Annotated in this window: 21 protein-coding genes; 12 read left to right on the forward strand and 9 right to left on the reverse strand. The window is 52.6% G+C overall.

Features of this window, described 5'->3' with window-relative positions; translation table 11 throughout:
- Positions 1-36: 36 nt before the first annotated feature.
- The gene (locus NST96_RS02830; protein WP_122958074.1) at positions 37-783 is read right to left on the reverse strand and encodes a glucose 1-dehydrogenase; all 747 of its coding nucleotides are present in this window, start codon (positions 781-783) and stop codon (positions 37-39) included.
- 190 nt (positions 784-973) lie between these two features.
- Between NST96_RS02830 and NST96_RS02835 the strand changes: the two genes are divergently transcribed.
- On the forward strand, positions 974-1,606 hold the full coding sequence (locus NST96_RS02835) for a nitroreductase family protein (protein ID WP_024983324.1): 633 nt from the start codon (positions 974-976) through the stop codon (positions 1,604-1,606).
- A gap of 81 nt (positions 1,607-1,687) precedes the next feature.
- Here NST96_RS02835 and NST96_RS02840 read toward each other — a convergent pair whose 3' ends face one another.
- The 3 genes from NST96_RS02840 to NST96_RS02850 are packed head-to-tail and all read right to left on the reverse strand — an operon-like array spanning position 1,688 to position 5,203.
- Positions 1,688-3,103 (reverse strand): HAMP domain-containing sensor histidine kinase, encoded by a 1,416-nt coding sequence (locus NST96_RS02840; protein WP_024983325.1) that lies wholly within the window; start codon positions 3,101-3,103, stop codon positions 1,688-1,690.
- Complete coding sequence (locus tag NST96_RS02845) at positions 3,090-3,800, reverse strand: response regulator transcription factor (protein ID WP_003389892.1); 711 nt, start codon at positions 3,798-3,800, stop codon at positions 3,090-3,092. Before NST96_RS02845 ends, NST96_RS02840 begins: the two co-directional genes overlap by 14 nt.
- 35 nt (positions 3,801-3,835) lie before the next feature.
- Entirely contained in the window at positions 3,836-5,203 is a 1,368-nt protein-coding gene (locus NST96_RS02850; protein ID WP_031932602.1) for a hypothetical protein, read from the reverse strand.
- Between the two features lie 327 nt (positions 5,204-5,530).
- On the opposite strand from NST96_RS02850, the gene NST96_RS02855 reads away from it, so the two are divergent.
- The 3 genes from NST96_RS02855 (at position 5,531) to rpmG (ending at position 8,193) form a co-directional block, all read left to right on the forward strand.
- On the forward strand, positions 5,531-6,490 hold the full coding sequence (locus NST96_RS02855) for a hypothetical protein (protein ID WP_024983327.1): 960 nt from the start codon (positions 5,531-5,533) through the stop codon (positions 6,488-6,490).
- Between the two features lie 285 nt (positions 6,491-6,775).
- The gene (locus NST96_RS02860) at positions 6,776-7,984 is read left to right on the forward strand and encodes a GTP-binding protein (protein ID WP_172920759.1); all 1,209 of its coding nucleotides are present in this window, start codon (positions 6,776-6,778) and stop codon (positions 7,982-7,984) included.
- A gap of 59 nt (positions 7,985-8,043) precedes the next feature.
- On the forward strand, positions 8,044-8,193 hold the full coding sequence (rpmG, locus tag NST96_RS02865) for a 50S ribosomal protein L33 (protein ID WP_024983329.1): 150 nt from the start codon (positions 8,044-8,046) through the stop codon (positions 8,191-8,193).
- A 102-nt stretch (positions 8,194-8,295) separates the two neighbouring features.
- Here the strand turns inward: rpmG and NST96_RS02870 are convergent, their stop codons facing one another.
- From NST96_RS02870 to NST96_RS02880, 3 genes are all read right to left on the reverse strand, one after another.
- Complete coding sequence (locus tag NST96_RS02870) at positions 8,296-9,462, reverse strand: cation:proton antiporter (RefSeq protein ID WP_003389886.1); 1,167 nt, start codon at positions 9,460-9,462, stop codon at positions 8,296-8,298.
- A 287-nt stretch (positions 9,463-9,749) separates the two neighbouring features.
- A complete protein-coding gene (locus NST96_RS02875; RefSeq protein ID WP_003389885.1) occupies positions 9,750-9,878 on the reverse strand; it encodes a hypothetical protein in 129 nt (42 codons plus the stop codon).
- Positions 9,879-9,914: 36 nt separating this feature from the next.
- Positions 9,915-10,196 carry a hypothetical protein gene (locus tag NST96_RS02880; protein ID WP_003389884.1) on the reverse strand — a complete coding sequence of 94 codons (282 nt, stop codon included), beginning with the start codon at positions 10,194-10,196 and terminating at the stop codon, positions 9,915-9,917.
- A 224-nt stretch (positions 10,197-10,420) separates the two neighbouring features.
- Here NST96_RS02880 and NST96_RS02885 point away from each other — a divergent pair, with 224 nt between their 5' ends.
- From NST96_RS02885 to NST96_RS02900, 4 genes are read left to right on the forward strand one after another with little or no spacing between them, the layout of a single operon-like run.
- Positions 10,421-11,020: a helix-turn-helix domain-containing protein gene (locus tag NST96_RS02885; protein WP_039070435.1), complete on the forward strand. Its 600-nt coding sequence runs from the start codon at positions 10,421-10,423 to the stop codon at positions 11,018-11,020.
- A complete protein-coding gene (locus NST96_RS02890; RefSeq protein WP_243014792.1) occupies positions 11,017-11,271 on the forward strand; it encodes a hypothetical protein in 255 nt (84 codons plus the stop codon). The genes NST96_RS02885 and NST96_RS02890 overlap by 4 nt, the downstream gene beginning before the upstream one ends.
- Before the next feature lie 48 nt (positions 11,272-11,319).
- On the forward strand, positions 11,320-11,901 hold the full coding sequence (gene clpP, locus NST96_RS02895; RefSeq protein ID WP_003389881.1) for an ATP-dependent Clp endopeptidase proteolytic subunit ClpP: 582 nt from the start codon (positions 11,320-11,322) through the stop codon (positions 11,899-11,901).
- 19 nt (positions 11,902-11,920) lie between these two features.
- Positions 11,921-12,943: an NAD-dependent epimerase/dehydratase family protein gene (locus tag NST96_RS02900; RefSeq protein WP_243014791.1), complete on the forward strand. Its 1,023-nt coding sequence runs from the start codon at positions 11,921-11,923 to the stop codon at positions 12,941-12,943.
- A 140-nt stretch (positions 12,944-13,083) separates the two neighbouring features.
- Here the strand turns inward: NST96_RS02900 and NST96_RS02905 are convergent, their stop codons facing one another.
- Both NST96_RS02905 and NST96_RS02910 read right to left on the reverse strand, forming a co-directional pair.
- Entirely contained in the window at positions 13,084-16,236 is a 3,153-nt protein-coding gene (locus NST96_RS02905) for a S8 family serine peptidase (RefSeq protein WP_322630252.1), read from the reverse strand.
- Positions 16,237-16,427: 191 nt separating this feature from the next.
- On the reverse strand, positions 16,428-18,080 hold the full coding sequence (locus NST96_RS02910) for a DUF6583 family protein (RefSeq protein WP_003389877.1): 1,653 nt from the start codon (positions 18,078-18,080) through the stop codon (positions 16,428-16,430).
- Positions 18,081-18,574: 494 nt separating this feature from the next.
- On the opposite strand from NST96_RS02910, the gene NST96_RS02915 reads away from it, so the two are divergent.
- From NST96_RS02915 to NST96_RS02930, 4 genes are all read left to right on the forward strand, one after another.
- Positions 18,575-19,474, forward strand: a complete 900-nt coding sequence (locus tag NST96_RS02915) for a LysR family transcriptional regulator (protein WP_024983336.1) — start codon at positions 18,575-18,577, stop codon at positions 19,472-19,474.
- A 135-nt stretch (positions 19,475-19,609) separates the two neighbouring features.
- Positions 19,610-20,686, forward strand: coding sequence for a DUF418 domain-containing protein (locus NST96_RS02920; RefSeq protein ID WP_003389873.1), 1,077 nt, complete (start codon positions 19,610-19,612; stop codon positions 20,684-20,686).
- A 101-nt stretch (positions 20,687-20,787) separates the two neighbouring features.
- Entirely contained in the window at positions 20,788-21,888 is a 1,101-nt protein-coding gene (locus tag NST96_RS02925) for a citrate synthase/methylcitrate synthase (protein WP_024983337.1), read from the forward strand.
- A 208-nt stretch (positions 21,889-22,096) separates the two neighbouring features.
- Positions 22,097-22,759, forward strand: coding sequence for a hypothetical protein (locus NST96_RS02930; protein WP_251255483.1), 663 nt, complete (start codon positions 22,097-22,099; stop codon positions 22,757-22,759).
- Positions 22,760-22,883: the final 124 nt, after the last annotated feature.

Genomic DNA, 22,883 nt, shown 5'->3' on the forward strand with positions numbered 1-22,883 from the left:
GAAATAATCGAAAGCGAAGTTCGTTAGAGAGCGAAGTCAAGGCAGATAAATCATTTTCCGAGTCATGCCCCCGTCGAGGACGAGCTCGGTACCGGTGACAAAGTCGTTCTCGTCGTCGGTCAAAAACAGGCAGGCCCGGGCGACGTCTTCCGGACGTCCTACGCGGCCGGCGGGATGCTGCTCATGATCCTCCGGACGGAGCGCTTCTTCGTCGCCCGTTTCGATCCAGCCAGGGGAGATGGCGTTGACGCGAATACGGTCCGGACCGAGGGAAAGCGCCAGAGCGTGAGTCAGAGCAAGAATGCCGCCTTTGGAAGCGGCGTATGCCTCGGAGTGGGGCTCGGACATGTGGGCGCGCGTGGAGGAGAGGTTGACGATCGCGCCTCCGCCGGTTCTCCGCATCAACAGTGCGGCTTCCCGCGAGCAGAGAAAGACACTGCGGAGATTGGTATTGATCACTTGGTCCCATTCCTCTACGGACAGCTCATACGGAGACTTCCATGTGGATACCCCGGCGTTGTTAATCAGGATGTCCAAATGGCCCCAGCGCTCCGCGACTTCCTCCATCAGCCGAATAATATCGGCAGGAGAGCTAACATCCACTTGCTGAAAAAAGACGTTTCCTCCGGCATGGCTGATTTTTGCCGCAGCCCGTTCCCCCAATTCCCGGTTTTTTTCGGCAATGCAGACTCTTGCACCCCGGGCGGCATACATGGCGGCGACAGCATAGCCGATACCTTGTCCTGCACCGGTAACGACGACAACTTTTTCGGAAAACGGCATAACGGAACCCTCCTAATGAAGTAGATATAGCGGTGCATGAAATAGCAAGGATAGCTGAAAACTGAAAGCGAAGCGTACCTTCATACATACAACTGCAAGATATACAAAAATAGGCTGGAAATGCAGTATGTAACTATAGTAAAGTAAGTATTGACTTTGCTACTTGATGAAATAAAGGAGGATGTATATCATGCAAACAGACATGAAACTCACTGCTGAGCAAGCTATGGAAGCGCGTCACAGCGTCCGAAAGTACGATCCCAATGAAGCGATTCCGAGAGGAGTACTGAATGAAATCCTGCGGTTAGCAGCTACAGCTCCATCCTCCTGGAATCTGCAGCACTGGCGCTTTCTGGTAGTAACGGATCAGGCTCACAAGGAACGCCTGCTGCCGATCGCCCACGGTCAGGAACAAGTGGTGAAAGCTCATGCAGCGATTGTGATTTTGGCTGATCTGGAGGCCGACAAGTCGGCTCGCCCCGTTTACGATGGAGCTTTGGCTCAAGGCTACGTAAGCGAGCAGGTGCGCGACACGATGATCAGCCAAATCGAGAACGCATACCGAGACAACCCGCAGCTCGCCCGCGATGAAGCGATCCGCAACTCTTCCCTGGCAGCCATGCAGCTGATGCTGGCCGCCAAGGCAAAAGGCTACGACACTTGCCCGATGTGTGGATTCGACAGAGAGAAGCTGATCCAGGCTTTCAATATTCCTAGCCGCTACTTGCCTTCGATGATCATTACTTTGGGCAAGGCGAGCGCTCCTGCCCATCCTACGCAGCGATTCGGACTGGATGAATTGGTGATTGAAAACAGCTTTTAATACGGATGAAAGAAGGAAAACGCTCGCGTGGTCGGGCGTTTTTTGTTGGCTGAATTTGTTTGTTGGTTGGCCAAATATCGGCTATACGCTTTTCTCCTCAGGGGTGAGGCTTTGTGCCAGCGGCAGCTCGACCGTTACCGTCGTTCCTTTGCCCAAGGTGCTCGACACGGAAAATTGGCCGCCGTGCAGGTGAACGATGTCTTTGCAAATGGCAAGACCGAGACCGCTGCCTGATCGCTTGGATTGTCCCTTGAAAAACCTTTCCGTTATATGGGGCAAATCTTTCGGGGCGATGCCTTCCCCTGTGTCGCTGACCAGCACTTTTACATGCGTCTCATCCGTCTGACATGAAATCTGGATAGAGCCTCCGCGTAAAGTGAATTTGAAAGCATTGTCCAGCAGGTTTACGAAGATCTGCTTCATCCGATTGGGGTCCACCTGCACGGGAACAGGAGAGGGCGGGATATGGACGAAAAAGTCAATGCCCTCGTCCTGTGCCCGAAGGCCGAATTGAATCCGCACATCCTCTACAATATCGCGCAGATCGAGGCGCTCCGTCGATAATTTCAGTTCACCGGACTGAAACTTCGAGAAATCGAGCAGCTCTTCTACCAGACCAATCAACCGGTCCGTCTCCTTGGAGATGACCTGCAGCCCCAGCATCGTCTCTTCCTTGTCCTCCAGCCCTCCGGAAATCAACGTCTCGCCCCAGCCTTTGATCGAGGTAAGCGGCGTCCGCAGTTCATGGGAAACCGATGAGATAAAGTTGTTTTTCATCTGTTCATTCTTGCTTATCTCCGCTGCCATGTAGTTAAACGCCTCGGCTAAAGTACCGACTTCGTCATTAAATTGCTTTTTTGCCCGCGCGGAGAAATTTCCGGTCGCCATCTGTGTAGCCGCCCGGGTCAGCTCCTGAATCGGGCCGACGATGCGCTTGGCGATGATCAGGCTCAACGTGAAGGCGAATAACACCACGATCACCCCGACTCCCGCACCGTACATCGCAATCCGGTATACGGCAGCGTACAGCGGCTCGGCTGAAATCGAGTAGCGCAGGACACCTACCTGCTCTCCCATGTAGACAAGCGGATTGGATACCGCGACGACTCTCTCCCGCGTGTACGGAGACTTGCCGACATACAACCCCATGCCGGTTTGCAAGGCATTGAGCACATCTGGCGTTTCGATGACCTCTGCCGTCTGAAAGCCGTAAGAGTTGAGAATGACTTTTCCAGTCAGATCAAGGACTTCCACTTTGGCGGTTTCTTCTTTTGAGACGTTTTCCAATATATAGCGGGCTTTGTCTCTCAAGTGGTAGCTGTCCGCGTACTTGTTGATAAAGTTGGTGAAGGTCGTCGATCTCGTCACCAGAGTCTCTGTGGCCGTGCCGAAATAGTAGGTATGCACAGCCCAGTAGAACAGCCCCTCAAGGACGAGGACGATCAACAGCAGGATCAGGCCAAAATGAATGACGAGCCGCGCTCTAATTCCCCTCATCAGCGGTTTCCTTTCGCCATAAATAACCATAGCCCCAGACCGTCTCGACGTATGCGGGATGGGCCGGATCGTCTTCGATTTTTTGCCGGATTCGACGGATGTTCACGTCCACTACCTTTAGATCGCCGATATAGAACTGTCCCCACACTTCGGTCAAAATGTCGTCGCGGCTAATTGCTTTGTTGGCGTTCTCTGCAAGCAGCTTGATGATGGCAAATTCTTTCGGCGTCAAATCGATTTCCTGTTTGTGCTTGATCAGCTTCCGCTCGTCGAGAAGCAGTTGGAAAGGAGGAATGTCGATAATGCGGGAATCTTCCTCCTGCACCTCGAGCGCAGTAAGCCTGCGGTGCAGGGCTTTTACCCGGGCGAGCAGCTCTGCTGGGCTGAATGGTTTGACGACGTAGTCATCTGCGCCAAACTCCAGCCCCATCACTTTGTCCAGCTCCTGGCTCTTCGCCGTCAGCATAATGATTCCCATGCGGGGAAACTTGCGGCGGAGCTGTCCGCACACTTCAAATCCGTCGATTCCCGGCAGCATGACGTCCAGGATGGCGATCTCGATATTCGGTTGGCTGTCCGCAATGGTCAACGCCTCTTCGCCAGAGGCGGCCTCGATGACGTCGCATCCCTCGCGCTTGAGATTGATGCGGACAAAATCGCGGATTGATTTTTCATCTTCTAACAGCAGTACTTTCATGTTCTCGTCTCCTTAGAAAACCGAACCGGCCGAGCTTAGAGCTGCATTTTCAACGGTCGGAACAACTGTCTGATTTCGTCCGAGGTCAGCAGCATGGCGTTGTATTCGCGCAAAGCGGCACTGCTCAGATTGTCAGGCTTTTGCGGCTGGATCGCCACGAGCACTTGCTTGCCCTGTTCTGACAATACCAGATACGGCGTCTGCTTGCCCTCAGAGGATTTTTCCATTTTCGCCCACTCCTGCTGAGGGATCGATTGGAAGGTGAGGAGGGTCGCTTTCTGCTCGCCGTTCTGACCGTAGTAGACCATGTGGGCCACGGTCGAATTGGAATCGGGATTTCGCTCAACCGTAAACTTGTCCTTCCATTTATCCGGGATGCGAAAATCGATGCCAAGCCTGGTGCTTTGGAAATGATCCTCCATATGCTTTAGGCCGCTTTTGCCATCCCACTGATAGTAGGAAGAGATCCAGGGGATTTCCGCCATGGCCATTTCGTCCGTGCCTGGCGGCTGTGTATGAATTCCTATTTCTATAATCCCGTCATCGTTAATATCTTCACTATATAGGCTGTATGGTTTAAAAGTCAGTTCCATTTCTTCCCGGGTGCCAGCCAATGGACGGAGCAATTGGCCATTTTCCAGGATCAACAGCTCGGTCATAGCGGAATGGGCTCCGAGGCCGGCTTCGATGAAAATGCCATTTTTTGTCGGGGACGCCTTGCCGATGACTGCCTGCTCGTAGCCGTTTACATTGCCGTCCAGTTGGATCTCCGTCCATTTGGACAGTTTCCCGTCCGTTGGGCCGTACACCTCTGCTTTGGATACCAGATTGTTGTTGTCGTGAACGACGAGGGCCAGCTCTTGCTCCTGATTTCCGGCAAGATCTCCTACCGCCATGACCGAATAAGGCTGCTTCAGCAGTTCCACGGGCTGATTTTCTTTTAGGGAATAGACGGAAAGCTCCTTGTTCAGGCCGTCTCCGCCGCCCCATCCGATCAGCATCTCGGGAATTCCGTCGCCGGTCATGTCAACGTAATCGACATAGTCCAATTCCCGGCCGATCCCGGTGAAAGAGGCAGTCTTTTTCCAGTTTCCGCCACTCTGTGACAAGACCAGGACGCCGATCTCGTAGTCGGTTTTTTCCGTCTTGTAAAAGGCGATCACCTCAGGCGAGCCGTTGCCTGTCAAGTCGTGAAGGGCGACAGCACTAGACTCTGCCGGGTTCAACGGCACGGTCAGCTGTGAGCCGGGGGGGAGAAACTGCATGACCGCCTGATTGATCGACTGCTGGTTGACGTCGGCCGCAGGCGCACGCATCAGTTCGTTGGGAGTATCGGTAAAGCCGCAGCCGCCGCCGGTCAGCGCGACAGACAAGACAGCCAAATACAGCCAGATTTTTTTCATCTGTCTTTTCGTTCCTTTCTGTTGGTGCTCAAATAGACGCATGATTTCATTCCCACTCTATTGTAGCTTGCCCGAGAGGTGAATTTGTTGCAAACCGGTAAAAAAAACAGACCCGCTTAAAAAAAGAATGGGCATGGAGAAACCTGCCTGCAACAATTTAGAAGGTTATACCGTTTATGATTACAGAGAAATGAAACCCATCCATTGCGAAATATGGCGGATAAGTGGATGGGACATACATGAAAAGAGGCATGACTCTGGACCTGTGCTAATGATAACAGGAGAAAAAGAGCAGGAAAGCCTGGGTACTAAGGGAGGAAGAAAGAAATGAAAGCATGGCAACGAGCGTTATGTACAGTTGTTTTGGGGGGAGCAGTCACATTGACCTCTACGTGGACGGGAGCACCCGTTCAGGCACAAGCAAGTCAGCAGACAGCAGTTCAGATCGTACGGATTGCGCCGGAGGAGTCGATCTTGTTCACGATCCAGTTCATTGACGGATTCCGCGCCAAAGTCGTGGACAACAAGACGAGAGCGACGACCTATATCGATATCAAGGAAAACAAAGACGAGTACCTGCGCAGAGGGATTTATAACAAGCAGGGGAAAGTGACGCAGCCGACTAACGGATTTTCCGACAAGCTGGCTGAGCTGGTTCCCTATGTGACCGAGAACGGGTCGATTCAATACGTGGGGCGTCAAAGAATGTGGGGACTGCACGGAAACGACCAGATCGCTCACGCTACAAGCATTTGGAAGCTGGAAAACCAGAAGCCGAAGCTTGTCGGCCTGACTGTAAGCCCGGGGGAATCAGACAACTTTCCGTCTCCTGATGTGTTCCTCAATACGGGAATCTCTCTGGATAAAGACATCACATTTGTACTCGACACCAAGTATGCCGATGTGAACGGTGACGGCATCAAAGACCATGTCATGCTGGTCGGACACAAAGAGGGAGCTGCGTTTGGCCTGCCGGTCGATGATCTGCGCATCGTCGTTCGCGAAGGAAGAAGGGGCCAGCATTTCTTTGCTTCCGTAGGCAAGCTGGATGCCGGATACCTGCCGAAGCTGAACATCGGCTATATCAACTCGGACAAAGTAAAAGACATCCTTGTGACCATTCCGACCAAAAATGGCCGCGTATACAGCGCCCTGACGTGGAAGTATACCAAGTTTGTACCTTTGATCGATCAAGCAGCGCTCAATAACCCGAAACAGTACAAGGTAACATTAGATGGCCAAGGAGTCGGGACTTCGGTTCAGAGCGTTCGGTCCGCAAAAAAATAAACATGTGAGCTTGCAAGAAAGCCGAAGATAGGAAACAGCTCCTGTCGAGCACTTTTTCATTGAATACTGACGGTTAAGGGCTGTCCCTTGTCTATCGCAGACGGGGACAGCTTTTTTGTTTCCAGCAGAGGAGGAGCAAATAGATTCAGGCAGTTGTTAAATCGTAATGAATACGATTTATCTTGACAACTTTTGTTTGCGGGGTGTAGGATGATTGTTAAATCGTAATTGTTACGATTTATTTGTTGCGCATCACAATCCACAAACAGGGAGTTGTACATAGGCATGAGTGACAATCGGATTCCGGTAACAGTACTGAGCGGGTATTTGGGAGCAGGCAAAACAACATTGCTCAACCACGTGTTGAACAATCGGGAAGGGATGCGAGTCGCGGTCATCGTGAATGATTTGAGCGAAGTGAATATTGACGGGGAGCTGATTGCCCAGGGAGGCGGGCTGTCCCGGGTCGAGGAAAAGGTAGTGGAGATGTCCAATGGCTGCATCTGCTGCACATTGCGGGAGGATTTGCTGACAGAGGTGGAGCGTTTGGCCACTGAAGGGAAGTATGACTACATTCTGATCGAATCGACCGGGATTGGCGAACCGGTGCCAGTTGCCCAAACCTTCACGTATGTCGACGAGGAAATGGGCATCGACCTGTCCCGCGTTTGCCGGCTGGACACGATGGTGACGGTCGTAGACGCCAACCGTTTTTGGCACGACTTTTCCTCCGGAGAAAGCCTGCTGGAGCGCGGTCAGGCTGCTGCAGAGGAAGATCGCCGCGATGTCGTGGATCTTTTGATCAGCCAGATCGAGTTTTGTGATGTGCTGATCCTAAACAAGTGCGACCTGGTGGAGCCGGAACAACTGGATGAACTGGAAGCGGTCCTGCGCAAATTGCAGCCGGATGCCAAGCTGATCCGGACCAGCCGGGGGCATATACACCCGAGGGATATCCTGAATACCGGCTTGTTTGACTTTGAAAAAGCAAGCCGTTCTGCCGGCTGGATCAAAGAGCTGGAGCAGGGAGAGCATACGCCGGAAACGGATGAGTACGGCATCTCTTCCTTTGTCTACCGACGCAAAAGACCGTTTCACCCGGAGCGCTTTGCGAGCTGGCTGGAGGACTGGCCGGAAGAGGTGGTGCGGGCCAAGGGCTTTTTCTGGATCGCGACGCGCAATGACCTGGCCATGACGCTGAGCCAGGCAGGAACTTCGATTGAAATCGGCGCCGCCGGGTACTGGGCCGCAGCTCTGCCTGAAGCGGAGCGGGAGGCCATCCTGGCAGAAGATCCGGAGTGGGCGAAAACATGGGATGCCGACCATGGAGATCGCCAAACCGAGCTGGTGTTTATCGGCATGGAGATGAACAGGGAAGAGATTGAGCAGAAGCTGGATCGGTGCTTGCTGACTGAGGATGAGTACCGCGGAGATTGGAGCGCGATTGCCGATCCGCTCCCGACAGCAGATACTGTCGTGGAAACAGCGCTGTGAGAAACAGCCGAATCATCAATGGGCTTTCAAGGGATGCAGCCCAAAAAGGAGGAGCGTAGATGCGCGTACAGGTAACGCTGCAATGCACAGAGTCAGGAGACCGGAACTACATCACGACGAAGAACAAGCGGAATCACCCCGAGCGGCTTGAATTAAAAAAATACTCTCCCCGCTTAAAAAAGCACACTTTGCACTGCGAAACTAAGTAAAGCTGCGGCATCCATGAAAAAACTCTCTGCCGGTTCGTCCCGGGCAGAGAGTTTCTTTGTATGCTGAAGCCAGTTGGTTCTTGGCAGATGCATTGCATGCAGCTACGCTTCTTTTCTCAGGGCAATTTGCTCTTTCCCTGTCTCTTTTTCAGAGAAGAAGATCTTCATCATCGGCGGGGTCACGATCGTGGTCACAAGGACGACGACGATCAATACAGCAAACATGCTGTCAGCCAAAAGCCCCGCCTCAAGTCCAATCGATGCAATGATCAAGGCGACCTCACCGCGAGACACCATCGCGGACCCGATGCCCCACGAGCTGCGCCAGCCGAATCCGGACACCTTTGCGCCGAGTGCTCCGCCGATAAACTTCGTCAGGACGGCCAAAATGCTAAGGCCGACAATCAGCCAGAGATGATCGACAATGCCGTTGAATTGGGCCGACACCCCGATTGAGGTGAAGAAGACCGGTACGAAGATGGAATAACTGATCGTTTCCACTTTTTCCGTTACTTCATGGCGATAATTGGTCAGGCTGATGGCGATGCCGGCGATGTACGCGCCGATAATGGCGGCCACTCCGGTGTATTCCGCCAGGTAGGCGAACAGGAAACAGATAATGAGGGCGGCCGTTACGACCGCTTCCGTCACTTTCAACGGAGCAAATTTCCGCAAGACCCACGGAACGACTTTCCAGGAGAGCAGGATGACGACCGCGAAGAAGGCCACTTTCTTGAGTACGACCATTCCCAGATTGACATCACCGCCCGCAAAGCTCATGACAAATGCGAGTGCGATGATGACCAGCACGTCGTCAATGACGGCTGCCCCCAGGATGGTTGCGCCTTCTTTTGATTTCAGCTTGCCGAGCTCCTTCAAAGCCTGGACGGAGATGCTCACACTGGTGGCAGAAAGCAGCAGACCCAGGAATACAGACTCCAGTGTGGGCAGTCCCATGGCCATTCCGGCAGCGTATCCGAGAGCGAGCGGAACGACGATGCCGACGACGCCGACATTCATGGAGGATTTTCCGCTTCGTTTAAATTCGTCTATATCGGTCTCCAACCCGGCAATAAACATCAGGAGGATGACACCGATTTGGCTGATCTCTTTCAGAATCTCCGTATTTGAGATCAGGCCGAGCACAGAAGGGCCCAGGATAATCCCAATCAGCAATTTCCCGAGGACGGAAGGCTGTCCGAGCTTGGAGCTCACTTCTCCGGCAATTTTGGAGGCGAGCAGGATCACAGCCAGTTGGAAGATTAGCATACAGTATCCCCACCTTTTTCTAAATTGTTTGCAAATGGAAAACAAGCAAAAAGAGCCTGCCACCACTGGCTCTTTTGCGAAAAAAGGCAAAAGAAAGCCACTGGTGACAGGCTCCTCCTAAAAGTTCGTGCTTTTTAAATTATATAATCATTATATCCGAATGCCGAGGTAAAGTAAAGACGTATTCCTCATTTTGCGAATGGGAAAACGTGGGATTTGGACGAGAAGAAAAACCAGCCTGACCGTAATGCTGCGGCCAGGCTGGTTGCCTATTTCCAATAATATGTTCATTTAAAGTAATCGGTCATCTGAGCAAACACATCAGCGAGAGCGTGCAAGCTTTCTGCTGTCTGGTAAGCAAACAGCGGGAGTGCAATTACAGCCAACAAAGCTTCTCCGATATACTTGGCGATCATACTGATCAACCTCCTTATTTACGACAGATTTTCTGATCATGCCGGAAACAGGAGTGCCGAGCCGTCGTTGTCGCTGTCTGCATACCGCAAGCGTCGCAGAATCAGTCTGCGCTGCGGCTGCCTTGCCGCCGTCGGATACGTCTCGACCAAGCAACGATTGATAGAAGGTTCGTAAGTATCGCTAGAACGCCAGCCATTAGGCAATCTCTGCGGACGACACCAGTTCTGTATGTAGGAAACAGAGGTGTAGCAGCCCGCGAACAAGGCGAGCAAGGCGAAGAAATCATCCAGCGAAAACAGAAGAATCAGATCTTCCATCGGTGATTTCCCCCCTTTTGATTGGCGCTGGCAAGAACCTCGGTTCTTGGTACCCCATATTGTAACTCCGTTCCGGGAGTGGGTGCAACCCACAAAATCTGGAGCAGCTTTATCACTGGCTGATACATGGATTGCAAAAAAAGGCCTTTCCACCATTTGACAAAAGGGAGATTCACGTAATAAAATATTTTTACGTGAACAATAAGTTTTCCGAGGTGTATATAATGGATCAACAAGTATTGGAAACGTATGTCGTCGAGTCGCCGAATCAGGCCATGGCTCTGCTCAATCCGCTGCGGGCGGAAATCCTCGGCCGATTGACCGAACCTGCCTCCGCGGCCGAACTGGCCCGCGGGATCAACGAAATCCCCCAACGGGTCAATTACCATCTCAAGGCGCTGGAAAAGGTCGGTTTGGTACGCCGGGTCGGTACGCGGCAGGTGAGAAATCTGGTAGAGGTGCTGTACCAGGCTATCGCCCGGACCTACATTTTGTCGGAGACGCTTAACTGGCCGAAAGAGACCGTCGACCGGATCAAGGATCAAGGGTCGCTGTCCCATCTGATCACGGCCGCCGAACGGATCAAACGGGATGCCCTTACACTCCTGGAGAGATCGGATCAGCAGGAGGAGGTCCCGAGTGCGACGGTCGATACCAGTATCCGGCTGGCAACAAAGGAGCAGCGCAGCGCTTTTGTGCAGGAGTACGTGCAGTTGGTAAGCCAGCTTGTCGAGAAATACCAAGCACATGACGAGACAGAGGAAGCGTATCAAGTCGTGCTGGCTGTTTATCCCCAAATCGCCCAGGGAGGAGAAGAGAAATGATGCCGGTAATGAAAAAGCAAGCAGTGGTCATTTGGGAAAGTGAAGTCAGGCAGCAGGATCGTTCGGTCATTCCCTTTCCTACGCGTGAGAGCGGCCGTGGAACAGTGGAGCAGGAAGCGACGGTAACCAGTTGGACAGTCGGGCCCAAAGAGAATCCCGCTACTGTCACCATCGTGTCGTCCGGATTTGAAGCGGCTGAGCGCAAACAGGCAGCCCCTCAGGCTATGCTGGGCAGGAGAGCTGCCGCGTAACTCTTCGTTGTGTGGAAATGAGTAAACAAGAAGACAGGAGGCATGAACATGAATCTGATACCGGTTGTAGTGGAGCAAACCAGCTATGGAGAGCGTTCTTACGATATTTACTCCCGTCTGTTAAAAGACCGGATCATCTTTTTGGGCAGCGCCATCGACGATCAAGTAGCCAATGCGGTAGTCGCCCAAATGCTGTTTCTGACAGCGGAGGACCCGGAAAAGGATATTCATCTGTACATCAATTCCCCGGGGGGCTCTATCACGGCAGGAATGGCCATTTACGATACGATGCAATTCATTAAGCCTGCGGTTTCTACGATATGCATCGGGTCTGCCGCCTCGATGGGCTCTTTCCTGCTGCTGGCAGGAGCTCCGGGTAAACGCTACGCCCTGCCCAATGCAGAGATCATGATTCATCAGCCGTGGGGCGGGAGCCAGGGACAGGCAAGCGACATCAAAATCCAGGCAGATCGAATTCTGAACCATCGCCGCTTGCTGTTTGAGATTATCGCAAAGCGGACCGGGCAGCCGGTTGAAAAAGTGGAACGGGATGCTGACCGCGATTATTTCATGACCGCAGAGGAAGCAAGAGCGTACGGAATTGTCGACAAGGTGATCGAAAAACTGTAGCGCGGGGGAGAGATGGGAGATGAAAGTCCTGGTGTTGGGAGGGACTCGTTTTATCGGCCCGCATGTGGTCAGACAGCTTGTCTCGGCCGGTCACGAAGTAGCGGTGTTCAACCGCGGCGTGTTGAGAGCAGATGGTGGATTTCCTGATGAGGTCAGACGAATCATCGGGGACCGAGTGCAGCTGCAAAGCTATCGCCAGCAGTTTGCCGAGTATCAGGCAGATGTCGTGATTGACATGTTTCCTTATACCGAGTCCGATGCGACGAGTATAATGACTGTTTTCGACGGAATTGCCGATCGTGTCGTAGCGATCAGCAGCTGTGATGTATACAGGGCGTTTCAGATCCTGAACCGGATCGAGGACGGCCCTGTCGAGCGCGGGCTGCTGACGGAGGAGTCGCCGCTGGGCGAGAAGCGGTATCCGTTCCGCGGCATGAGAGAAGACAGACAGGATTACGACAAGGTGCTCGTAGAAAGGGTCGTCATGAGCAGCCCCAGCCTGCCGGGAACAGTACTCCGCCTGCCGATGGTATACGGCCCCGGAGACTATCAAAACCGCATGTATCCGTATCTGAAGCCGATGCTGGACGGCAGACGGTACATCCTGCTGGAGGAGGGGCTGGACAATTGGCGCTGGACCCGCGGATACGTGGAGGATGTGGCGGCAGCCATCGTTTTGGCAGCGGAGGACGATCGGGCAAAGGGGGAAATCTTCAACCTCGGGGAGTCGGACAGCTACTCGCTGCGTGACTGGATCATGGGCATCGCGGCACAAGTTGGCTGGCAGGGGAGTATCGTAACGGCAGCTCCCGACATGCTGCCCCCCTCCATGCAACTGGGGATAGAGACCAGCCAACACATCGAGATCGATACGGGGAAGATTCGCCGTCTGCTCGGTTTTTCCGAAAAAGTTTCACGCGCAGAAGCTTTTGCCCGGACGATCGCCTGGGAATCCTCCCATCCTCCCGCAGCAGGGGGACCAGACTCACGTTTATATGCGATTGAAGATGAGATTCTCACTGCTTTGGGGAAACTTGCGTAGAGGGAAATGATGGCGATTATCGTGGAGGGTGAAGATCTCCAACCCTCCATGGGCAGCAGGGAATAAACGGATGAAACAATAGAGAAGGGCTTCCCCGTCCAGTAGGTTCCTACTTTTCGGGGACAGCCCTTCTTGCGGTGTTATCGCGATTCTTCTCCAGCTTCCAGCTTCACTTTTACTTTCACTTTTTCAGTTTGATCCGGGTTGTCTTTGGATGCAATCGTAACCCAGAGTGTGACGGTTTCATTGCCTTCTTCCGGCAATGCAAGCAGTACGCCCGCATTGTCGATCAGCTCGGGATGGGAGCTTTCGGTGACGGCATAGGTCACTGCATCAGAGTCTTCCGGCAGTTCCAGAACAGCCTCGCCTACTTTGTCAGTATTGACGACATTGCCTTCAAATTCCTCAGCCGCTTGCTTCAGGCTATCGTCGTTCTTCTCCGTTGTCCGCTTGCCTTTTTCCGTTTCGTTGATTTCCAGCTTGAACGACTTCCAGATCTCATACGTTTCGACGACCTGTTCGCCTCTCGGCAGATCAGGGTCGACTACTTGTGCCACCAGGCGCAGCTTGTAGACGCCTGGATCCAGCTTCTTCGGTATGAGAGAACCGTTCACGTACGTGCCGTCGATGTTGGAGAAGGTGATCGGGCCGGGAGCAAATGGTTTGTAATCGTTAAACAGAGCAGCCATCGTACCGATGTACGTGTCATCCATGCTCCAGGCTTCCAGCTCGATCACATTGACGCCTTCAGCCTGGAGCAATGCTTCTACAGTGATCGTATCGTTTTCGCCGTCACCGTCCGGAGACAGGATGGCGCTGGACAGCTTCATATTGTCGAGGCCAAAGTGGGTATCCTCCGGCTTGTCGCCCACGTGGATGACGAACGGAAGATGGAGCTTGGGAATGCTGCGATCGGAGCTGCGCAGGACAACTTCACCTTCGTACACGCCTTCCTCCGCATCCTCCTGCGGCTCTACAGTCAGGGTAAAGGTTTCGATCTCGCCGCCGTCTACGGTGATATTCTTGGTCGACAGCTTGACATCGATGTTGTTCGGGTCCGGTGTATCCTTTGGACGATAAGGATCGGTGGTTACCGAGCTGTGCATGTTGACCTCGGCTCTGTAGCTCACTTCTTTATCGGACGTGTTCTTGACTTGCAGCGTTTGCGAAACAGGCTTGCTGCCTGCTTTCAGCAGACCGAAGCTGTAGTTGGAGCCGTTGTATTCGATCGTCTCCGCTTCAAAATCTTCGTTTAAGATGGTGAGCTGCTCTACTGTCTGCAGCAGGGCAGGAGTTTTCATCGCCGCAAATCCATCGACGCGGCCTGCTCCCTGGGAGTAGACATCGTAGAGAACACCCTCTTCCTCATACAGCGGCTTTGCTGTATTGGACAGAGCGGCTTTTACGTCAAAGGGAGTCCATTCCGGATGGGCCTCCTTCAACAGGAGAGCAAGGCCGGCAACGTGCGGGGTCGCCATGCTGGTTCCGTTGGAGCGAGCGTATGCCTTCTCGTAGCTGGCACCGTCGATCAGCTTGGACCATGCCGGATAAGCGGACAGAATGGAAACCCCTGGGGCGCCTACATCCGGCTTGATCGAGTAATTGTCGCCAAGCACGGGACCGCGGGAGCTGAAGCTGGCTACCTTGTCTCCATTGTCACTGGTGGTCGGATAGTCGCTGGAGAAGGTAAGGGTGACAGGACTGGACGGATTGTTCAGGAGCTGCAAGGCGAGAGCCCGTCCTTCCGTTCCCTTCATGTCAAAGGTAGGGATAGCATCCATCTGGTCGCCCAGTATGGTGTCCACATAACCGCCGCGATCTTCCGGCGGGAGATTGAGGTCTGCCTGTCCATCGCCGTCTTTGTCGTTTCCATTAAAGACGATTACCGCTACAGCGCCAGCCTTTTTCGCGTTGATGATTTTGTCAGTGAAGGCGAGGGTGCCGCGGGACACGAGAGCGACCTTGCCAGCTACGTCTACCTTCTCAAAATCTTGAACCGAGCCCAGGTTGGCGTACACGACAGGGAGCGGATTTGTGCCGATCAGCTCGCTGAAATTGTCTTCCCTGATCTGCCAGGCCATGACGTGGAATTGGTAGTCTTGGCCGAGAGATGAGCTGGCGGAAGCGTCGTACAGAATGCTTGGAGAATTCACTGCCGCGACAGAGATCGGCAGCTTCGCTCCTGCCGGGGAGCCGGCCGTGTAGTAAAATCTGCCCGGCTCGTCGGAGGCGGCATTGCCGTTGGCTACTACAGTGATGACGCCTGCGCGCATCGCGTTGTTGACCGCAATCGAGTCGGGGGAGTCGGCATTCTTTTCGATGTCTGCCCCGAGTGACAGGTTGATTACGTCCATGCCGTCTCTCACCGCTTTTTCGATACCGTCGATCACCTGTGCGGAGCTGCCGCCTTTTCGTCCGAGTACCCGGTACACGTAGAGATCGGCCTCATAGGCGATCCCCTTTACCTGCACATCGGACGTTTTGTTCTTGGCGCGGCCCACAATCGTCCCGGAGACGTGCGTACCGTGCGAGGAGCCCTCGTAGCCGCCTTCGCCTTTTGCATCGTCATCGGGCGAGATGGGCGCCTCTTCATACGGGTCCTTGTCATTGTCGTAGGAGTCGTAGCCGCCTTTGTAGGCATCCTTCAGGTCAGGATGCAGATAGTCGACACCTGTATCGATGACACCGACCTTCAACCCTTTTCCGGTGAGACCTGCATCCCACATATCCAGGACGCCAATCTGCTTGAGGGGAGCGATATCGTACTTGAATTCGCGGCCATTCATCGCGTCAAGCTCGACATCGGGGATGGTGTAGATCGTGTTTTCATAAACTGCTTTTACCTGCGGCAGGCTGGCCAGACTCTCGATTTCGTTGGCAGGCAGCGTCATTTCCATCCCGTTGAAGACATGTGAAAAAGTGCGTTCTACATGTAGATCGATATTTTTCTTGCGCGCTTCCTTCAAGAAGGAGGTTTGTTCGCGGGAGACACGCGATTCAGCCGAGCGCGTGGCAGAAGAGCGCGAACCGCGTTTGTAGGACGCTTCGCTCGCGGCAGGTTCTCCTTGCAGCTGCACGATGACGCTTACCTCTTTCCGCGATGTTGTGTTCAGGCGGGGAGAGATTTTGGCTGTTGCTGCTCCCTGCTCCACTACTGCATTGGTGACGCTGTTCAGCTTTGACAGCTCCCGTTTGCTCAGATCCTCGGAAGCGTAGACACCGCCGGGAGCAACGCTGAACAATAAGGCTGCGGAGAGGGATAAGGGAATGAACGATTTCGCTTGTTTTTTCACACATTCTCCTCCTGTCATTTGATAGAATTCTAAATATTGGTAATTATTCGTCTGGAGAAACTGTATTCCTTCAAAGGAAAAGTAATTTTTTATATTCATTGCAAGGTTTTGCCATTTTTTTATCGACAAAAAAACCTCTTTCTTCAAAAGAAAGAGGTTTTTTGTCGAATCATCCGAACGAAAGCCCGGGTTTATTGCATAGGAGGCATGAACTCTTGGAACAGCTCCATGTTTTTCATCATAAACTGTTGGGCAGCAGTGCCTACTTCCTGCTGAATCTGCATCATTTCTTCTTCTGTCACAGTCGCGACGTTGACCGCATTGTCAGCGCTCAAGCTCGGCATGGTAATTGCCTTGCCGAATTCTTCCTTGAACTTGAGGTTCATGCTCAAGCTCTTTGGCATGTCAGGAGTGGATTGTTCAAAGTTCACCTTGAACGTGCCGTCAGTATCGCGTCCGTTTTCTGTTTTGGTTACGGCTGATGTCACTTGGCCGGTCAGGGAGATCGTCTCTGGATCAGAATCGGACTTGGCTTTCAGCGTGAAGTCGTACGTGCCGTTTTCCTTGTCGGCTTGCTTCGTTGTCTCGAATTTGGTTGTCAAGTCGAGCAATACGTCCGGCTGGGCGTCAAACAGGAAAGCTACCGTTCCTGTTGTTTTGTCGCCTTGTTTGTTTGCTTTGTAGCTGAGGGTCATTTCGCCTTTTTCGCCGCCATCCTCAACGAACAGGGAGTAGCGTTGGTACGTATCTGCTCCGTTTTTGAAGCCTACGCTGGACCAGATGTTTTGTTCTTTTTGGTTCTCTTCGACAAATACCAGCTTGCGGGAAAGAATCTGATGGTCTCCATCTACGAGAACGATCATTTTCAGCTGTTCTTTGGAGTTTTTTGTATCTTTCAGATCCTTCAGTGCATCGTCGAAAGCTTTTTCGTATTCCTTCTTGAACTCATCCTTGGAAAGCTCCTGTACGTCAGGGTATCCGCTGTCGATGAGCAGTGTTGATACGTTGTGGTAGCGGTTGTAGATCAGGTCGAACAGCTTTTCATCCGCTTTTGCCTTTTCGGCCATTTTCGTAAACAGCGCTTTCGCTTCCTCGGCGTTGAAGGTGACAGTGATTTCGCGTGCGTCTGTCTTGTAGCCTTCCTCGGAGAAAGAGGCGTTTTTGTTCATCGCGATCTGGGAGTCTTTCAAGCTTTCAGCGTACATCAGCGCATACGGAGCGAAAATGCTGGATACCTCTTCGCGGCTGAATTTGATCGCTTCATACATATCTTTGTTGGTAACCAGGCGCTTCGGCAGCTCTTCGCCGAGCTTTTCCTTGATCACATCGCGGTCTTTCAAATCAACATAGCCGTACTTGGGGTAGAAGTCAGGGAAACGGAAGCCCATCTTCGTATCGTCGACAAAATACTCCATGTTGATCAGCTTGTTGTCTTTGAGATGGATTTCAAAGTTGCCGGACTGCTGCCGCTTTTGTTCATCCGCATTCGCTTCAACGACAAGCTTGGCGCTCTTCAACAGGTCCAAAACCTTTTGAGCCTGCGGGTCCGGAATATCTGCGTCAATGTTGAATTGGCTCAGTTCCATCGTGGAGTGAACAGGCTTCTCCAGGTAAGGCTTGATATATTTTTCGTATTCTCCAAAGGACTGGGAGGCATCGTCTGCCAGTTGCTTGACATTGTTGGCCTCTGCCTCTAAATAAATCGTTTTGGCACTTTTGAACAGGTCCAGCTTGGCGTACGCAGTACCCAATCCGCCTAGAATCGCAACCCCGACTGCACCGGCGATCAGCAGCGCCTTTTTCGAGCTTTTGCGAGGCGGGGTCACGTTTGTGGTGGTCTCCATTTTCTTCCTCCTCAAATATTTTCTCTCTGTAGGGGCAAAAAAAGACGTTTCTCGCCCCGATTTCGTATTGTACCACATAAAGAGGGCAAAGATGTCGAAAATTGGTAATATGTTTAAAAAAGAGGAAGATGGAACCAGGAGAAAAGGGGGGGTATCCTGTCCGTTGGCTGGATTTCCTGTCGTGTTTCGTGATAATGGTAGACAAGAGAACGGCTGACAAGACGGCAAAAGTCCCGGATATTTCCGGTCGGTGGACACTGCCTGTGACAAATGTGGCGATGGCTTGCGCAAAAAAAGGAGTCTTCCCTTCCTGTACGCCTGTCTGCATGGCAAAATAAGAAGTGCCGAGCCTAAAGCAAGTAGCAGGTGCTTCGCAATATTGGCAGCAGCATGGGGACGTTTTTCTTTGCGATATAGAATAGAATGGTGAGAACCCGGTACGACCCGATCATATATACAAGGGTCAAGCCTGCAAGGATAAAGGAGGGGGACCTTTGGATTTTCGCGTTTTGCAGACGTTTGTGATGGCTGCAACCACAGAGAATTTCCATCAGACCGCGGAGGCGTTGTTTATCGCGCAGCCAACAGTCAGCCAACATATTCGCATTCTCGAGACCGAACTGGGGTTGAAGCTGTTTGAACGCGTCGGAAAGCGGGTCCGCTTGACGCCCGCAGGCAAGCGCTACCTGCCGCACGCAAGAGGACTATTGGAGCAGTGGCATCACGGATTGGAAGATCTGATGGCGTGGCGGCAGGGCTACCGCGAGAAGCTTCAATTGGCTGTCTCGCCGATCATTGCCCGAACCCGGTTGTCCCATTTGATTCATCGCTACACCAAGCTTTATCCGGATGTGGACTTGTCGATCAAGCTGGCTGATTCCGTCGAGATTGGGCCATTCGTTCAGAGTGGACAGGCTGATATCGGATTGACGCGAATGATTCCGGGTGAGCTGCAGCTTTCCGCCTACAAACTGTACGAAGACCCGGTCGTATTTGCCGTGCCGCATTACGGTGGAGACATGGAGGCACCGCTGCCTGACTGGGAGCAGGAGCTGCAAACGAAGCGGCTGTTGACCCACAATCACCCCGGCTACTGGGACGATCTGCTTTTGCTGCTCAGACAGCGGGGCTTGTCGCTTCGGACCATGGCCGTTTCCCAGGTCGATATTACCAAATGGTTTATTGAAGAAGGTCTCGGGGTTTCCTTTTTGCCACGGTCAGCGATCAGCCGGGAGCTGTTTGAGAACCGCTTTATCGAGCTGCCCACTCCCGGGCTGACTGTTCCCAGTGCGGCTTCCTACCTGCTCGTTCCGAAAACAGGCTTGAGCGAGGCCGCACAGCACTTTGTCGATATTTTGGAAGCCTTGTACTCACCGATGGAGACTGTGCATTAGCGTGCCCCGGTAGAGAAAAACGAACAGAGATTACAAAGCTGTAAGCAAACTGTAAGGAATATCGCTGGAACAGCTTTCTTTTCTTTTAGTATACTCCTTTTTGTTTAGTGTGATTAAACAAAGGAGTTGAAACCAATGGGGGCGGAACCCATCGCTAAAAGAGATCGGATCTTTTCCATCGACATCGTCAGGGGGATTGCTCTGTTTGGCATTTTGATCGTAAATATGCCCTCTTTTCTTATTTATACGGAAGAGATGCCGATGCCGGAAGAGACGGGGATTAATGCGCTTTTGAGACTGCTGTACGATGTAATGATTCAGACCAAGTTCTATAGTATTTTTTCATTCCTGTTCGGCCTGGGATTTTTTATTTTCATGTCTCGTGCTGAGCAGCGGAGGGACAAAGTGTATTGGCGCTTTACCCGGAGGCTGCTGGCCCTGCTTTTGATTGGTATTGTGCATATGGTGATTTGGTTTGGGGACATTCTGACCGTTTATGCTGTCATCGGATTTTTGTTGATACCGTTTTATCGGAGAAAGACATCAACCATCCTGGCTTGGGCGGGAGGCACAGGGCTTCTGTACACGGTGGCAAAGGCGATCGTGCTTTGGCAAACGCTGTCGGGCGTGGAAATAAACACCTGGGCAAGCGCTATTGGCAGCGACATTCTCGCCATTTTCACGATGTTCCTGCTGGGCTTGTATGCAGGGAAACGAGGCCTGATCAGTGCTGTGGCTACGCACGTTAAGCTTTTGAAAAGCGTCTGTCTGACCGCACTGGTGCTAAGCATTCCAGTAGAATGCGCCATGATTTGGACTTATGTACATCCGGGAGAAACGATGGACGCTGCCCGTGAAATTATGGTCAATCTGGGAACCCTGCCGACTGCCTTGTTTTTTATTGCGGGCCTGTTTGTTCTGTTGACGAAAGAAAGGATCCAGCGCGTGCTGCGACCTTTTGGATACGCAGGTCAAATGGCGTTGAGCAACTATCTCGGGCAGACATTTCTCGTGATGACGATCATTCATTTCTTCCACATCCAGCCGATGCCGCTTGTTCAGTGGCTGTACCTGGCTATCGGCATCTATGTCTTTCAGTTGGTCGCAAGCACGATCTGGATGAGATATTTCGAACGAGGTCCGATGGAAACCGTCTGGCGCTTCATGACGTATGGGCGTCGAAGGACAAAGCCGGCGACGCCTGCCAATTGATTGCAGAAAGTGATCAAAACCCCTGATTTCTTCTATTTCCCTTTGTGTTTTTTAATCGATATACTTAAGGGAAAGATACGGAGAAAAAAGGAGTGGTGATCATGACAACACATACGTTAGCAATCGGTTTAGACGGGATTGCCGTAGCCGAAACGGATTTAAGTCTGGTGGATGGCCAAAACGGACTCCTGGTTTACCGCGGCCACTGGGCGCGGGATCTGGCGATTCATCACACCTTTGAGGAAGTCGCTCACCTGCTCTGGTACGGGCACCTGCCGAGCGCACAGGAGCTTGCCGAGCTGCAAGACAAAATGAAGGCCAACCGGGAACTGCCTGCACATGTAAAAGGCATTCTCGATCTGATACCTGCGGATGTCGATATGATGAGTGTGCTGAGGACCGGCGTCTCTGCGCTGGCTGCTCCCGATCACGCATGGCCGCCAAGCCTCGATCAGGTGATTTCTCTGACCGCGAAAATGCCGACAATCGTCGCTCACCGCTTTGCCCGCCTGGCTGGACGCGAACCGCTCAATCCCCGCCAGGACCTGAATCATACAGCCAACTACCTGTATATGCTGAAAGGTCAGGAGCCGAGTCCGGCGCATGTCCGGGCCCTGGATGCCTACCTGATCCTCACCCAGGAGCATGGCATGAACGCATCGACATTCTCCGGACGAGTCGTCGCCTCGACTCAATCGGACCTGATCTCTTCGATCACAGCGGCAATCGGCGCATTGAAAGGACCGCTGCATGGCGGCGCTCCTTCTGAAGTAACGGAAATGATCGAAGCCATCGGCACGAAGGAAAACGCAGAGCCTTGGCTCCGCGCCAAGCTGGAAAACGGCGAGCGTTTGATGGGCTTTGGCCATCGCGTTTACAAGACAATCGATCCACGGGCGACAGCGCTTCGCGTGGTAGCTTCCCAGCTCTCTGCCGACGATCCGTGGTTTGACCTGGCGACCCACGTGGAACAAGTCGGCTTGAAGCTTTTGGACGAATATAAACCGGGCCGCAAGCTGCATACCAACGTAGAGTTTTTTGCCGCAGCAGTGATGCGTGCCGTGGGCCTGGATGACTTCCTGTTCACGCCGACCTTCGCCGTGAGCCGTGTGGTAGGCTGGAGCGCTCACGTCCTGGAGCAGGCGAGCAACAACCGGATTATCCGCCCGCAGTCCAACTATATCGGTTCCATACCGGAATAAAGGAAATAGGAAAAGTTTTTGACGACCCCCGAAAGGCGGCCATACAGGTTGCCCAAGGGGGTTTTTTCGCTTCCTGTAACGAAGAATCTGCTTCTTCGAAGAGCTTCAATGGAAGCTTTTTTTATGTTTGTCTATGATATTTATTTACAGAAAATAGTGAATTCAGCTCGGATGGCGTATAATGAAGGGGAGGCGGAAGGGGGTTGTCATGAAACAGATTGCATACCTAATAGTGGCTATCGCAATTCTAGCGGGCTGTACCACAGAGAAGACGCAGCCTCAGGATGTGTTTGATCAAAGGACCGCATCCGTCCAGGGACAGCAGGAAGCAAAGGAAACACCCGTACCGGATACTGCTAAGCCGGGTGCCAATCCAGAGCAGGGCACGGGGGCTGCCGCAGCCGGCAGCGAACCTGGTCAAATTGAAAATGCAGCAACGGGACTATTTGATATTACATTAATTGCGGGCAAGACGGAAGAAGAGGTTTCCGCAGTACTGGGGACACCGATTCAATCCGAGAATGGCGAAAGGATACTGACGTCCACAGAAAAGCAGATGCCGTACAGACAAAATGATTATACGGTTGGAATCGGGACGATCAGCGTCATATTTATGGACGGGAAAGCCGTGCGGATTAAGCTGTCGATAGAGAAGGGAGCGCCTTACAAATATCCGGATGATATCATGAAGGTGATGGGAGCGTTGGGGCTGACGGTCAATTCGGCAGGCGTGCCGGCAAAAAAGGACGCCGTCTCCGCTTCCTTTACATATGTGGACGGCTTTTATCTGCTTGAGATGAAAAGCGACTCTCCTGACAATCCAGGCCACCTCGGCGAGGTTGTTCTCATTACAGAAGATCTGTATGAATGAGGAGCACTGGACTGCCCGCAAGTCGGAACGCTTCGGCTTGTGGGCTTTTGTTTTTCTTGATTGAGGAAAATGGCGGGCCATCAGAGAATGGCGGAAGGCCGCACCAGTTGTATCGGGTGTCTCT

The organism is Brevibacillus sp. FSL K6-2834 (assembly GCF_038592925.1).
GTDB lineage: Bacteria > Bacillota > Bacilli > Brevibacillales > Brevibacillaceae > Brevibacillus > Brevibacillus borstelensis.